Annotated in this window: 13 protein-coding genes; 4 read left to right on the top strand and 9 right to left on the bottom strand. The window is 64.8% G+C overall.

What is annotated here, in order from left to right; genetic code table 11:
* Window positions 1-7 precede the first annotated feature (7 nt).
* From DCY11_RS10595 to DCY11_RS15570, 9 genes are all read right to left on the bottom strand, one after another.
* Entirely contained in the window at window positions 8-1,006 is a 999-nt protein-coding gene (locus DCY11_RS10595) for a CHAD domain-containing protein (RefSeq protein WP_108682863.1), read from the bottom strand.
* 64 nt (window positions 1,007-1,070) lie between these two features.
* Window positions 1,071-1,709, bottom strand: a complete 639-nt coding sequence (locus DCY11_RS10600; protein ID WP_108683788.1) for a thiamine phosphate synthase — start codon at window positions 1,707-1,709, stop codon at window positions 1,071-1,073.
* A 10-nt stretch (window positions 1,710-1,719) separates the two neighbouring features.
* On the bottom strand, window positions 1,720-2,508 hold the full coding sequence (locus tag DCY11_RS10605) for a thiazole synthase (protein ID WP_108682864.1): 789 nt from the start codon (window positions 2,506-2,508) through the stop codon (window positions 1,720-1,722).
* A gap of 41 nt (window positions 2,509-2,549) precedes the next feature.
* Window positions 2,550-2,747, bottom strand: coding sequence for a sulfur carrier protein ThiS (gene thiS / locus DCY11_RS10610; RefSeq protein ID WP_245409342.1), 198 nt, complete (start codon window positions 2,745-2,747; stop codon window positions 2,550-2,552).
* The gene (locus DCY11_RS10615) at window positions 2,725-3,747 is read right to left on the bottom strand and encodes an FAD-dependent oxidoreductase (protein ID WP_108682866.1); all 1,023 of its coding nucleotides are present in this window, start codon (window positions 3,745-3,747) and stop codon (window positions 2,725-2,727) included. The genes thiS and DCY11_RS10615 overlap by 23 nt, the downstream gene beginning before the upstream one ends.
* 68 nt (window positions 3,748-3,815) lie before the next feature.
* Entirely contained in the window at window positions 3,816-5,576 is a 1,761-nt protein-coding gene (ggt, locus tag DCY11_RS10620) for a gamma-glutamyltransferase (RefSeq protein ID WP_245409343.1), read from the bottom strand.
* 47 nt (window positions 5,577-5,623) lie between these two features.
* Complete coding sequence (locus DCY11_RS10625; protein ID WP_305791431.1) at window positions 5,624-9,076, bottom strand: error-prone DNA polymerase; 3,453 nt, start codon at window positions 9,074-9,076, stop codon at window positions 5,624-5,626.
* Window positions 9,073-10,662 carry a DNA polymerase Y family protein gene (locus DCY11_RS10630; protein WP_159079951.1) on the bottom strand — a complete coding sequence of 530 codons (1,590 nt, stop codon included), beginning with the start codon at window positions 10,660-10,662 and terminating at the stop codon, window positions 9,073-9,075. The genes DCY11_RS10625 and DCY11_RS10630 overlap by 4 nt, the downstream gene beginning before the upstream one ends.
* Window positions 10,556-11,377: a hypothetical protein gene (locus tag DCY11_RS15570; protein ID WP_159079952.1), complete on the bottom strand. Its 822-nt coding sequence runs from the start codon at window positions 11,375-11,377 to the stop codon at window positions 10,556-10,558. The genes DCY11_RS10630 and DCY11_RS15570 overlap by 107 nt, the downstream gene beginning before the upstream one ends.
* Window positions 11,378-12,056: 679 nt before the next feature.
* Here DCY11_RS15570 and DCY11_RS10635 point away from each other — a divergent pair.
* The 4 genes from DCY11_RS10635 (at window position 12,057) to DCY11_RS10650 (ending at window position 14,642) form a co-directional block, all read left to right on the top strand.
* Window positions 12,057-12,686, top strand: coding sequence for a class I SAM-dependent methyltransferase (locus tag DCY11_RS10635; RefSeq protein ID WP_245409344.1), 630 nt, complete (start codon window positions 12,057-12,059; stop codon window positions 12,684-12,686).
* A 96-nt stretch (window positions 12,687-12,782) separates the two neighbouring features.
* Window positions 12,783-13,349, top strand: a complete 567-nt coding sequence (locus DCY11_RS10640; protein WP_108682868.1) for a L,D-transpeptidase — start codon at window positions 12,783-12,785, stop codon at window positions 13,347-13,349.
* A gap of 235 nt (window positions 13,350-13,584) precedes the next feature.
* On the top strand, window positions 13,585-13,767 hold the full coding sequence (locus DCY11_RS10645; RefSeq protein WP_108682869.1) for a Flp family type IVb pilin: 183 nt from the start codon (window positions 13,585-13,587) through the stop codon (window positions 13,765-13,767).
* A gap of 215 nt (window positions 13,768-13,982) precedes the next feature.
* The gene (locus DCY11_RS10650; protein WP_108682870.1) at window positions 13,983-14,642 is read left to right on the top strand and encodes a DUF1007 family protein; all 660 of its coding nucleotides are present in this window, start codon (window positions 13,983-13,985) and stop codon (window positions 14,640-14,642) included.
* Window positions 14,643-14,661 lie beyond the last annotated feature (19 nt).

Here is a 14,661-nt window from a genome sequence, read left to right on the forward strand (position 1 = left end):
CCGGGCGCTAGCTCTGTCCGCCGAATTTCGTCTGGTTCTTCAGGTCCGGCCTCGCGTCGTTGATCGCGATGACGTTATCGTCCTGGTGGGCTGGCGCAACCGGCTTCAGGGCCCCGACTGCGGCTGTGGTCCAATAGGCATGGATGCGGCCGGCAAAGGGCGCCGGCTTCTCGACGAAGAGCCGTTCGCCCCGGATCTTTGCGTCCTTGCGCAGCTCCTTCAGACGGATTTTGCACCGTTTCAGGAAGCCCGAAATGTCCTCGGGACTTCCGAACGCCATGGCCGGCGTCGTCGCCAGATGCATCAGATTGGCGATGTCGTGGTCGTCACCCAGCGTCTGCGACAGGCCGCGAGCGGCCTCGGTCCGCGCGCCGAGTTCGGACGGCCAGCACGGGGTGAGCAGTTGCATGTGACGCCAGTGGCGCTGAACGCTCTTGCGCCAATCGTGGAGGATTTCCGGGTCTTTCGATCGGAAAGCCGACTTGAACTGCTCCCGGGCGCGGTAATAGCTGAGCTGCAGCCCCTTCGAGATGGGCGTGAAATCGTCGGGGTAGACGACGAGGCTGGCGAAGCGGGGCCGGAGCTCCAGCAGCATCTCCAGCGACTGAGAAGCCGAGCTTTGCTCCAAATTTTTCTCCGCCGCCTTGCGGCGTTCCCGCAGCCAGCTGCGCATCGCCTCGATCGGACCATCGCCGAGCCCCGGCTCGGTATTGCGCTCCAGCGCATTCAGAGCATCGAAGAGGGCGTGCGCGTCGCGCGCGGCCGCCAGCCCTTTGCCGATGCGGGCGACACGTGAATTCAGACTGGCGAAGAGAGGATCGGGCAGGCCGGGGCGGGCGAGGACAAGCAGCGACCGCAGCCGTTTGAAGCACTTCCGGGCGCTATGAACCCCTTTGTGGCGATCCGGCGGCGCCGCGAGCGATGTGTGAGCAAGGTCGAGCTCGCCGAGCGCAACGGAACGCAGGGCCTCGCTGATGGGCAAGGCAGGATCAAGCTCGTAACTCATCGATTCCCCGCACGTATGAAACTTCGGTGACAATTTTTCCGGTGACCTCACCAAAGGTCAAGGCTTATTGCCTACCTGTCCGTGTGTGCGGCGATAGGCGCCGCCTCCAGGGGTCCGTGATCGCGACCCAGGTCTGCGCCCGCTCCTCGGGCTGCTCGTGCGTCACGATATCGGTGATCACCGCCAGAGTGTCCGCGCCTGCCTCGAAGACCCCGGCCGCGCGATCGGGGGTGAGGCCGCCGATGGCCACGAGCGGACAGGGGACTTGCGCCTTCCAGGCGGTCACGCGTTCGAGCCCTTGCGGCGCCCAGGGCATTTTCTTCAGGAGCGTTGGGTAGACGGGCCCGAGCGCCACGTAGTCCGGATTGGCGTCGAGCGCGATTCCGAGTTCCTCGTCGCTATGGGTGCTGATGCCGAGCTTGAGCCCCGCGTCCCGGATCGCGCCGAGATCGGCGCCCGCAAGGTCTTCCTGGCCGAGATGGACGAAGTCGGCACCGGCCTCGATGGCCTCGCGCCAATAGTCGTTCACGACGAGCTGGCAGCCCGCGTCTGCGCAAAGCCTGAGCGACTCGCCGATCTCGGCCCGCACGATTTTGGCCGGCGCGTCCTTGATGCGGAGCTGGACCAGCTTCAGCCCCGCAGGCAGCAGCCGCTTGAGCCAGGCTGTGTCCGGCACGATCGGATAGAAAGGGTCGAGTTGGATCACGCTGCGATCAGGACGCGTTGTCGATCTTGAAAAAAGGCGTTCCGGCGATGGGCGTCGACGGCGTCGCCATGTCGCGCGGCTCCACGATCCCCGCCTCGTAGGCAAGGCGTCCGCCTTCGATCGCGCTAGCGAAGCCGCGCGCCATGGTCACCGGGTCGCCGGCCTTCGCGACGGCGGTGTTCAGGAGAACGCCGTCGTAGCCCATTTCCATGACTTCGGCGGCATGGGACGGCGCGCCGAGGCCCGCGTCGACGATCAAAGGCGTGTCGGGAAAATACGCGCGTAGTGTCTTGAGCGCGGTCTTGTTGGCGAGCCCGCGGGCCGACCCGATGGGCGAGCCCCACGGCATCAGCACCTCGCAGCCCGCCGCGGCCAGGCGTTCGGCAACGCTTAAGTCCTCGGTGGTGTAGGGCAGCACGTCGAAGCCGTCGGCGTTGAGTTCTGCGGCCGCCTCCACGAGACCGAAGACCTCCGGCTGCAGCGTGTCGTCGTTGGCGATGACTTCGAGCTTGATCCAGTTCGTTCCGAACAACTCGCGCGCCATCTGCGCGGTGGTGATCGCCTCCTTTGCCGTGCGGCAGCCGGCCGTGTTGGGAAGGACTTGGCGCCCCAGTTCTTCGATCAGCCCCCAGAAGCCTTTGCCGGTCTTCGCGCGCGCGGACTCCCGGCGCAGAGAGACGGTGACGATCTCGGCGCCCGAAGCTTCGACCGCCTGGCGCAACAGATCGGGCGAGGCATAGCCCGCCGTGCCGAGCAGCATGCGCGAGGAAAACTCTGTGCCGTAAAGTTCAAGCATCAGCGATTATGCCTTTAGCGAGCTCTCTTGGTCGCCCTGTCTCACCCACCCTGCCTCGGCGCGACGATCTCGATCTCGTCGGCCTCGGTGAGCCGGGTGCGCGCACGGGCGGTGGCGGCGACGAAGCTGCCGTTGACCGCGGTCGCTATTTTCGCGTCGGCGAAACCGAGCGTCTTGCAAAGTTCGTCGAGGCTGTTTGCGTCGGTCGTGAAATGCTCACCGTTGACCAAAATCTGCAATGAAGACCTCCGGGTGGGTGACGCCGGTTTCCAAATAGTGCGCCACCATTTCGGCCATGACCGGCGCGAGCAAAAAGCCGTGCCGGTACAGCCCATTCACAAAGATATAGCCCGAACTGGTGATAATCCTAGGCCGGTTGTCCGGAAATGCGGGCCGCACGCCTGCGCCGAGGCTGAGAATCTCGGCCTCCCCGAAGGCCGGATCGAGCACATAGGCGGCGCTGAGAAGCTCCAAGGCCGACCGCAGGGTCACGGGCCCGCCGTCTTCGCGTTCGATCGACGTCGCGCCGAGCATGAACCTGTTCGCGCCGGTCTCGTCTTCGCCCCAGGGCACGAGGTAGAGCGGAAAACGAGGGTGAAGCAGGCGGATGGACCGCTCGAAGGCGATGTCGGGAGAACGCACCACGATCCGCTCACCGCGCACCCCCCGGAGGGTCGGCAGCATGTCCTGCGCGCCGAGGCCCCGGCAGTCGACGATAAAGTCCGCCCCTTCCGGAGTTTCGCTCGTGTCGAACTGAACGACCGCGCCCGCGCTCCGAACCTCATCCAGAAGGAAGTCCAATGCGGCGCCAGGATTGAGATGGGCCTCGTCCGAATAGAACAAGGCCGTGTCGAATCGGGGAACGAGGTCCGGCTCCAGTTCTTCCAGTTGTGCAGCGTCGAGACGGTTCCCCCCTTCGGTCATGCGCTCGAAACGATCGAGAAGCGTGCGGTCGCGTGCCGGCGCCAGCACGAGACTGCCGGCGGATGTGAGGTCAGGATAGGTGGCCTGCCACAGTTGCAGGCCCCGCATGCCCAGTTCGCGGATCACGGGCTCGGCGCTCTCCTCTTCGCAGCGCGGCGCCAGCATCGCGCCGGCCCACGGACTGCAGGCATCGGTGAACGGTTCGGCGGACTGTTCCACCACGATGATGCTGTGTCCCCGTCGCGCAAGCGTCAGCGCTTGCCAAAGTCCAGTGACTCCGGCGCCGCGGATCGCGATTTTGTAAGGACCAGTCATTGTCTTCGAATTGCCTGCTCTTGCGTGCGGACAGAGCCATAGCCGTCACGCACGCCGATACCAAGTGTTCAATCGCCGAGTGCGACACCATCGCGGCGCGGATCGGCGCCGCCTTCTAGGCCGTCGGGTCTGACCGCGATGATGTGCAGTCCGCTGGTCATGGGAATACGCTTCACCGAGTGGCCCTTTGCGGTGAGCGCGCTGGCGAGGTCGTCCCACTCGGCGCCGGTCTCGAGGAGAACGCCTCGTGGCGTCCCGCCGAAGTTGACGAGCGCGGCCGCTTCAGCCGGATCCAGCCCCCAATCCATCATGGCGATGATCGCCTTCAGGTTGAATAGAATGATGCCCGGACCGCCGGGCGATCCCAGCACATAATCGAGATCACCGTCTGGACCGAAGATCATGGTCGGGTCCATGGAACTGCGCGGCCGCTTTTCGGGTTCCACGCGGTTGGCGATGTCGTTGCCGTCCTCGTCCTTCGGCAGAAAAGAAAAGTCCGTCAGCTGATTGTTCAATAGAAAGCCGTGCACCATGCTGCGGGCACCGAAGGCGGTCTCGATCGTCGTGGTCATGGAAAACGCATCGCCGCTGTCGTCGACCACGGACACATGGCTCGTGCCGCCTTTCTCCTTGGTAGCGTCGCGTCCGAAAGCGCTGGAGAGATTCGGCGGGGTTCCATGGGTGACGCTTTCAGCGGCGCGTTCGGGGTCGATCAGCTTGCGCCGCTCCGCCAAGTATTCCTTGTCGAGCAGCCCCTCGACAGGCACGTCCACAAAGCCGGGATCTGCCAGGTAGCGCGCCCGGTCGGCGAAGGCGAGCCGTTCCGCTTCCAGGATCGCATGAGTGGCGTTCGCTTCCATGGGAGTGGCGCCTAGATCGAAGGGCTCGATCAGTTGAAGCGTTTGCCCCACCGCGACGGCGCCCGAGGACGGCGGACCCATGCCGCAGACGGACGAGCCGCGATAGGGCACACAGACGGGCTCGCGCTTCTTGGGCCGATAGCTCGCGAAGTCGCTTTCGCTCAAGGTCCCCGCGCCGCGCCGGTCGTTTTGCACGGTCTTGGCGATATCCGCCGCGATCGGGCCTTTGTAGAACGCGTCGATCCCCTCATTGGCGATGGTCTCGAGGGTCTGAGCCAGCGCTTCGTTCTTGAGGATGGTTCCGGGCGGGTGAGGTTTGCCGTTCTTGTCGAAGAAATAGGCGCGCGCGGCCGCATCGAACGTGTTGAGGTCGGCACCGCCAAGCAGCGTCGAGAGCCGCGCGGAGACCGGGAAGCCGTCGCGGGCAAGCTTGATGGCGGGCTGGAATAATTCGGCCCAAGGCAGCTTGCCGTATTCGTCGTGCACGAGCTTGAGGACCGCCAGCGCACCGGGAACGCCGACGGAACGCCCGCTATGCATGGCGACGCGGCGCGGCAGGGGCTGGCCGACCGCATCAAGAAACAGCTCCGGCGTGGCCCCGGCGGGCGCCGTCTCGCGGCCGTCGAAGCTCGTCAGCGTTTCCTGGGCGGCATCCCAATAGAGGATGAAGGCGCCGCCGCCGATACCGGATGATTGCGGTTCGACCAGAGTCAGCACCATTTGCGTCGCGATGCCGGCGTCGATGGCCGCGCCGCCTTTGCGCAGCATCTCGAGCCCGGCCTCTGCGGCGAGGGGATGCGCCGCGACGATCATGTGTTTCTTGGTTTTGACGACCGGCTTCTGCGCCAGACCGCTCGCGCCCTCGGGCAGGTCGAGGGCGTGGGCCGGAAATGTGAGGAGGGAGAAGACCGCGAGGACGGCGAGTACGCGATACGAGAGTCTTTTCGGGTGCAGCATGGGGCGCAGCATATCGACTTTCGCGGCGCTCGCTAGTCACGCGTCCGTTAGCCTCCTTCTCAGTGAAAGTCGCGGGATTTGGGAATGATACGGGCATCACGGGGGTGACAGCGCGGATGCCAACGCGGGTGCCGGTCTTCGCCCTTGCGGCGCGGCTCGCTGGTCTCGGGGCGTTTGACGTGATCGGCGGCGGCGAGCGGCGGCATGAGGCCGGGCTTGGGCTGCGATGAGCGCCAGGAGCCCGGATCGGGGCGGCGCACTTCGTCCGCGTTGGCCAACGCGGCTTCAAGCTCGTCGTCTTCGGACAGGCTATCCAGCCAGTCGTTTTTGTCTTCGAGCCGCTCCGCGACGACATGAATAATGTCTTCGTGCCGCTGGATACGGCCATGGATCACTACGAGCCGCGCGCCCATGACCACTTTGCGCATGCGCTCCAGCACCGAGGGCCAAATCACCGCGTTGGCGACGCCGGTCTCGTCCTCGATGGTCATGAACACTACGCCGGAGGCGGAGCCGGGACGCTGGCGCACCAGGATCACGCCGCCGACGCTGACCCGTGCGCCGTCCCTCATTCCTTTGACCGCGCCGCATGAGACGATGCGGGCGGCGCTGACTTGCGCGCGCAGGAACGACATCGGGTGGGCTTTGAGCGAGAGCCGGAGCGTCCGGTAGTCGTTCACCACATGCTCGGGCAGCTTCATGGCCGGGAGCGCCACATCCGGCTCGCGGCCCATTTCCGTGGCCTGCGCATGTTCGAACAGCGGCAGGGCAATCTCTTTGGGGAGCCCGCGCACGGCCCAAAGCGCCTGCCGCCGGTCGAGCCCGAGCGAGCGGAACGCATCGGCGGATGCGAGCCGCTCGATGCCGGCGCGGCCGAGACCGCTGCGGCGCCATAGGTCCTGAATGTCGGCATAGGGGCGGTCGCGCCGGGTTACGGCCTGATCGGCGTCGGCCTCGCGAAAGCCATCGATCTGCCTCAGGCCCAGCCGCAGAGCGCATTTTATTTGCCCTACCGCGCTTCGCGCTACTTGAGGGCTTGTTCCTTTTCCTACTGGCTCTTCGCCTATTTGAGGGACTGTGGGCAGCTTCTCCAGCGTGCAGTCCCAATGGCTGTGATTGATGTCGGGCGCGCGCGCCTCGACACCATGTTCGCGGGCACAGCGCACGATCTGGGCCGGCGCATAGAAGCCCATGGGTTGGGAATTCAGCAGCGCGCAGGCGAACACGTCCGGGTAATGGCATTTGAGCCAGGACGACACATAGACGAGATGGGCAAAGCTCGCCGCGTGGCTTTCAGGAAAGCCGTAATCGCCAAACCCCTTGATCTGGTTGAAACAGCGTTCGGCGAAATCTTGCGGATAGCCGCGCGCGGTCATGCGGCCGACCATCTTGTCCTGAAGCGTGCCGATCGTGCCGCGCCGCCGGAACGTCGCCATGGCGCGGCGCAGCTCATTCGCTTCGTCGCCGGTGAATTTCGCGGCCACCATGGCAAGGCGCATGGCCTGTTCCTGGAACAACGGCACGCCCATGGTCTTGCCGAGCACTTGATGCAGCTCGTCCGGCGGTCCGTGATCGGAATGGGGCGAAGGAAACGCGACCTTCTCCTCGCCGGAGCGACGGCGCAGATAAGGATGCACCATGTCTCCCTGGATCGGGCCGGGCCGCACGATGGCGACTTCGATAACGAGATCATAGAAACAGAGCGGCTTCAGGCGCGGCAGCATGTTCATCTGCGCGCGGCTCTCTACCTGGAACACGCCGATGGAATCGGCGCGGCAGAGCATGTCGTACACGGCTGGGTCTTCGCGCGGCACGGTGCCGAGCGTGAGATCTATGTCGTAGTGCTCCTGCAGAAGCGCGAAGGCCTTGCGGATGCAGGTGAGCATGCCGAGGCCGAGCACATCGACCTTTAGAAGTCCGAGCGCGTCGAGATCGTCCTTGTCCCATTCGATGACGGTGCGGTCTTCCATGGCCGCATTGCCGATGGGCACAAGCTCGGACAGAGGCCCGCGCGTCAGCACGAAGCCGCCCACATGCTGCGACAGATGCCGGGGGAAGCCGATCAGCTCATGGGCCAGGGTCAGACAGCGCGCAAGGCGCGGGTCGGACGGGTCGAGCCCCGCTTCGCGCACATATTTCTCCGGCAGCCCCTTATTGCTGAGACCCCAGATCGTGCCGGCAAGTGCGGCGACGGTGTCCTCGGAAAGCCCGAGCACCTTGCCCACCTCGCGCACGGCCGAGCGGCCTCTATAAGAAATGACGGTCGCCGCAAGGCCCGCGCGGTCGCGGCCGTAGCGGGCATAGATATATTGAATCACCTCCTCGCGGCGCTCGTGCTCGAAGTCCACGTCGATGTCGGGCGGCTCGCGGCGTTCGGGCGAGACGAAGCGTTCGAACAGAAGGTCGATCTCGGTGGGGTCGACATTGGTGATGGCCAGGCAATAGCACACGGCGGAATTGGCGGCCGAGCCGCGTCCTTGGCACAGAATGCCGAGGCTGCGCGCGTGATGCACGATGTCGTAGACGGTCAGAAAATAAGGCGCGTAGTTGAGTTCCTCGATGAGCACGAGCTCCTTCTCGATCGTGTCGCGGACTTTGTCCGGGATGCCGTCCGGGAAGCGCCAGGCGGCGCCCTCCCAGGCGAGTTCCTCCAGGTGTCCTTGCGGGGTCTTGCCTTCGGGAACCGGTTCGTCCGGATATTCGTATTTCAATTCGTCGAGGGAGAAGCGGCACGCTTGTGCGATCTCGACCGTGCGCTCCAGCGCTTTTTCGTAGCCTTTGAACAGCCGCGCCATCTCGGCGGGCGCTTTCAAATGCCGCTCCGCGTTTGCTTCGAGATGGAAGCCTGCTTCGCCAAGCGAACATTTTTCTCGAATGCAGGTGAGCACGTCCTGGAGCGGTCGGCGCTCCGGCGCGTGATACAGCACGGCTCCGGTGGCGATGAGCGGGATGCGCGTGCGGCGGGCCAGGCTTGCAGCTCTTTCGATCCGTATACGGTCATCACCGCGGTAGCCGTGATGGGCGGCGAGATAGAGCGGGGCCGCCAGCGCTTTTTTGAGGCGCAAGAGTTCTTTTTCAAAACGCTCATCGTCCGTGTCCGCGGCTTCCCGCAGTGCGATGAAGATCAGTCCGTCCGCGTGTTCCGCCACGTCGTCGAGCATGAGACGGCACGCGCCCTTCTCGGCGCGGCGCTGCCCGCGTGTCAGCAGGCGGCATAGCCTGCCATAGGCCGCGCGGGACGTGGGATAGGCGAGAAGCGACGGAGCATCCCGCAAGATCAATCGCGCCCCGACGATGAATTGGATGCCGGCCTCCTTCGCCGCGATATGCGCCCGCACGACGCCGGCGAGCGTATTGGCGTCCGCGACCGCGATGGCCGCATGGCCGAGCGCGGCGGCTTGCTTCACGAGTTCCTCGCCATGGGAGCCGCCACGCAGAAACGTAAAGTTCGTGGTGACGTCGAGTTCGGCATAGCGGGGTTCGGCGGGAGTCATCATGGAATGACTAGTCATGGGAATACCCCATGCAGGAACCAGCGCGGGGGATCGCCATCGCGCACCTCGTCCCGTTCCTGATAGAGCCCCTCGCGGAAGACCCAGTAGCGGCACCCGTCCTCGTCCTCGATGCGGTAGTAATCGCGCGTGCGCTGCGGAGGGCTGCCGTCAAAGACGCGCCACCATTCGGGCGCGATGCGCTCAGGCCCTTCCGCCTTGACGACGCGGCGGTTGACGCGCCGCCAGGTGAAGCGGAGCGGCGGCCCTTCGGGGATCTCCGCCATCACGGTCACGCTTTCCGGTGTCGCGAGCAGAAGGGGCGGTCGCGGCGGTTTCTCCAAAGGAGTGTTGGTGGCCTCGTCGTTCCAGGCCGGCAGTTTCGCAAAGGCGCTACGCGTCGTTTGCGCAAGCTCGGGGATGTGGCTCTGTTGCGGAAACAGGCGGCGCACGGTTCGCGCGCCCAAGCGACTGGCAAGCGCGTCGATGAGTTTTTCCGGGCCCGGCTTGCGGGCCGCCGCGCTGAGGGCGGTTTGCTCCGGGGACAGATCATCGACGGCGAGCGCCGCGAAGGTCATGAGGTCGACGCCGAACCCCATGTCGATCGTGTCGAGCTTCTCCTTGAGAAGGCGCACCAGATGGGCCGCCGTCGCCGATGGCGCGCTCAAGCCGGCTTCGAGTGCGACGGAGGAGCCGTCCGCGCGCGCGGCCCACAGCACCACACGCCGGGCGCCGGCGCGTGCGCGCGCGAGCATGCCGCAAAGCTCGCCGGCGAGATGTTCAAGACCGGCAAGCACTCCGTCGTGGGAGATGAGTGGTTCGGTAAAAGAGAGGCGTGCCACGAAATCCGGCGCGGGCAGAAGCGGCGCATGTGTTTCGTTCCTTCGTCCCAGCGCTTCGTCGAGGCGGCGCAGGACGCTTTCGGCGGCGTCCCTTGAATGAAAGCGCCGTTCGAGGCTGGCGCGCGGCAGGCCGTAAAGCTGGCCGATGCGTTTCAGCCCCAGCCGCCGCAAGAGGAGAATTGTATTAGGCTCGAGGCGCAGGGCCTCGATGGGGTAAGGTGCGAGCGTGTCCGGCAGAGTGTCGGGCGCAGCGATGGCAGGACTGCGCCGTGCGAAATGCGCCAACGCCGAGGCGCCCCCGAGCGTACCGGCGCAGCCAAGCCGAGCGCGGAAACCGAGCCTGGCAAGACGGTCTTTGAGATCAGCCAGCAGTTCGGGCTCGCCGCCGAAAAGATGCGCGACCCCGGTCACGTCGAGCCAGAGGCCATCCGCGCCGTCCACATTGAGGGACGGGCTGTAGCGCGAGGTCCAGCGGGCGAGGGATTCCAGAAAGGCCGCGTCCTTCCTGGGCGCGTTGGGCTCGGTGAGGAGCGCGGGGCAGATTGCGCGGGCATCGGCCAGCCGCATGCCGGGGCTCAGCCCCTCCTGCCGGCAGGGGATGTTGAGGGCCGTGAGAGTGAGCCCGTGCGTATCGCTGCCCACAAGCGCGAAGGGTGCTTTAGCCGGTGGCGGTGCGTGGCCCGCGCGCAAGCGCTCCTGCGTCAGCCGCTCGATCGGAAGATGCGGGAACCACACGCAGACCATCCGTCTCAGGCGGGCCGTCATGACCGGCCTGCACATGAAAGCGTGCGCCTTCTCTTATTGTCTGCCCTACCGCGCCTTGCGCTGCTTGAGGGCTTGATGTTTGCGCTACCGGCCTCTCTTCTTGTGCTACCGCGCTTTGCGCTACTTGAGCACAGCCTACTTGAGGGCTTGCCGCCCCAACCCGGCTGCGTTCGAGGGAGAGGCGCCAGCAGGCGGGGCCGGGTGTCCCTTCGCCGAAATGGGCGCCCTCGCCGAAGCCGGCGCCCGTGTCGAAAGGGATATGGGCGCTGGCCTCCGTGGCGATCCGCCAGCGTGTGAGCGTGCCGGGGATCTTCGCCTCGCCATGACCGGTGAGGAGGAAGCACGGCGTGCCGGCGGCGCGGGCGGCGAGCCCCAAGCGCCGGGCTATGAGCTGCGTCTTGATCTCGGTTTGGGCCAGGCCTGCGATCAGCGCGGCGCTCTTCAGCCCTTCTTCCAGGGCCCAGGCGGCTTCGTCCGCGGTGCGCGTTTCGACGATGAGGACGCGCGCCGGGTCGAGCCCCGCTTTGAAGAGGCCGGGGCCGTAGGGGCGTCCCCATTCCTGGGCGTGCCGCTGCGTCATGCACCACAGTACCGCTCCCGGGCCTTGGCGTTGGATGTCGGCGATCACGGACAGGGCAAGGCCAAGCCCCGCCGGCGTGTCGCGATAGGCATGCGGTTTGATCTCGTGCAGCCCCGCTTGGTGCAGCGTGCTCAAAGGATTGTGCGAGGAGGGGGCGTTCGCGGTGCCCGGGGTGGGAGAGGAAGGCGTCAAAGAGCAGGCGGGACGGGAAGGGGCCGCACCCGGCGCGGGGGGGATGGCTAGGGAGACGGGAACCTGCTCGAGCGCCCGGATGGATGCCCGTAGCCGCTCGATCAAGACCCTCCCCGTGAGACCGCCTGCTCTTTCTTCAACGTCAGCCGGCGGAACGAGGGCACTAAGATCGCCGTCTGGAACGTTGTTACGCATTACTGACACTCCACTCTCGTTCCTGTTTTGTTCTTACTCCCGAGTCGGGGATGAGTCAAGAAAGGACGTCCGGCAGGGCCCTCCAATTTGGGTCCAGGCGGCGCAAATGCCGCGCTTGCGTCCCCGTGTCCGGGCGGTCATCTAAGTACCGCATCGATAAGAGAAGGAAGAATTTGCCCATGACCCAGTCTCAGAGCCAGAACCATCCCCAGCCCCTGGCACAGAATGTTTCGGCGGATGATTGGGCCCATGAACGCGGGCAAAAATGGTGCGATCAGCTCACCGCCATGGAAGCCACGCTCGATCCGGTCGATGCGCCGCTGATCGATGCGCTTCAGCTGGACGGTCCGCTCCGGATTGCGGAGATCGGCTGCGGCGGCGGGGCACCACGCTCAAAGTTCTTCGCCAGGCGCCTGCGGGGAGCAGCGTGCACGGGCTGGATATTTCACCCGCCCTTGTCGACAAGGCGCGGACACGCGCCGCGGCCGAAACGGGCGACATCGCCATTCATATCGCCAATGCGCAGAACGCAGCCGCGCCCGCCGGCTCCTATGACCGGCTGTTCTCGCGCTTCGGCATCATGTTCTTCGACGACCCTGAGGCCGCCTTTTCCAACCTCGCGTCCTGGCTCGCACCCGGCGGCCGGATCGCCTTCGCCGTCTGGGGCCCGCCGCGCCAAAACCCCTGGATGACCAGCCTTCGCGATGCGGTCGCCGAAGTCATGGATGTGCCGAAGCCCGATCCCGACGCGCCGGGACCGTTTCGCTACGCAGGCGGCGAAAAGCTGTTGGGCATTCTGAAGGCCGCCGGGCTCGGCGATCTCGAGGTCCGCGATTGGCGCGGCACGATCCCTCTTGGAGGCGGGGTCCCGCCGGAGGCGGCCGTGGATTTCGCGCTGTCGGCCTTCTCTCTCGGCGATTTGCTTGCCGAGGCCGACGCGGCCGTCAATGCCGACGTCCGCCAACGCCTGACCCAGCGCTACGCCCAGCACGAACGCGACGGGGCCGTCCACATGGACGCCCACGTTCACATCGTCACCGGCGTCCGCCCAGCCTGACCGTCCGAGCACTTTCCCGCCCCAGGACGCCCGTTTGGATTTCGCTAACCAGAATCACCGCACGTTTCATGCAAAGAAGCGTAACGAGGTTTTGTCATGCGTATCCTCGGATTTCCGGCCGCCGCAGGGCTTGCGGCGGCGCTCGCCGCGTTGCCGGCACCCCAAGTCTCGGCGGGTCTGTTCGATTCGGCCTTATCTTCTCAGCCACAACGGCCCCAAGTGGTGGGACGTCATCTGGTGTCCGTGCCGCCCGGCTATAAGCCCGGCACGATCTTCGTCCAATTTGGGCGGGCCCGGCTCTATTACATCCTGCCGGGCGGGAGAGCCATCAGCTACCCGATCGCGGCTCCCAAGGGCGAAGCGCGATGGTCCGGCGAAACCTATGTCAGCGAGAAGCGCGTGAACCCCGGATGGACGCCGACGGCTGAAATGCGGCGGGAGAACCCCGATCTACCGGCCTATGTGCCGGGCGGGCATCCGCGCAATCCGCTGGGGGTCCGGGCGATGTATCTCGGCAAGAGCCTTTACCGCATTCACGGCACCGATGCGCCCTGGTCCATTGGCCAGTCGGTGTCTCATGGCTGCATCCGCATGTTCAATCAAGATGTGGCCGATCTCTATCAGCGGGTTTCGATAGGAACGGCCGTCAGCGTCACATGGTAAATCCCAAGTAAATAGGAAGTAAGTCCCAGGTTAACGGCCAGAACAAAACCGCAGATTTGCGTGATTTTGCGGATTTTGCGTTAAGGGATTTTTTACCTTAGCGCTCCCGACTTTAGCGGATCGATTTAACCTATGTCTAACGGCTGGCTGCTAGCTTCCACATCAGGTTCCACGGGCCAAACGGAGTGCGTACGGGGCCGATGTTGAGAGTTCTAAGTGTAATGGGAGAGTCCAGATGACTTCTATCAAGCGTTTTGTAAAAGACGAGTCCGGCGCAACCGCTATTGAGTATGGCCTGATTGCTGCTGGCATCGCCGTTGCCATCATCACCATCGTGAGCGCGGTCGGTGGCACCCTGACGGGTATCTTCACGAACGTGAACACGGAGCTGCAGAAGCTTCCGGGCGGCGGTTCGTAAGAACCGAACGCAAGTTTCGGCGGGCCCGGTCTCCGGGCCCGCCATTTTCTTTTCTTCTTTCTTTCACGATCCTGGACACATCCTCTTTCGGAGCGCTTCCCTAAAGCCTCAGAGGATGTCATTTCGTTCCAGCCCCCAATCCTCCATAATTCAGGCCTAATCCACGCGCTTCGAATCAAAGGAGCGGAGCCTTGCCATATTGGAGCGGGCGCGCGATGCGCGCGGCCCTATGCGTGGCGCTTTTGGGAGCGACTGTTACCGGCTTCGCGGCCTCCGTGGAGGCTCACCCCCATGTCTGGGCGACCGTGCGCTCCGAAGTCGTCTTCGGTCCGGACAAGGAAATCACCGGCGTAAAACAAGCCTGGACCTTCGACGAGTTCTACAGCGCCATGGCGGTGCAGGGGCTCGATACCAATGGCGATGGCACTTACGCGCGGGACGAACTCGAACCGCTTGCCAAGGTGAACGTCGAATCCCTGAAGGACTTCGACTATTTCACGTTCATCCGGCAGGAAGGCGAAGAGCAGTTTCTGCCGCTGAAAGGACCGCAGGACTATTGGGTCGAGTATGACGGCACGGCGCTGACGCTCCATTTCACACTGCCGCTGGAGTCGCCTCTCGCTCCGGGCCCCAAGGGCGTCACGCTGGATGTCTACGATCCATCGTTCTTCGTTGCGTTCGGTTTCGCCGACAAGGATCCCGTCAAGATTGACGGATCTGCGCCCGGTTGCGTGGTCAAGGTCGTGGCATCCGATCCGGAGGCGGCCGAAGACGCCAAGGCACTGACCGAATCTTTCTTCAGCCAGCTCGGGCCGGACTCCAATTACGGGTCGCAGTTCGCGCAGACCGTGACGGTGACATGCGGCGGGCAATAGCAAGAACCGTTCTGGGATG

The sequence above is a fragment of the Methyloceanibacter sp. wino2 genome (assembly GCF_003071365.1).
GTDB lineage: Bacteria > Pseudomonadota > Alphaproteobacteria > Rhizobiales > Methyloligellaceae > Methyloceanibacter.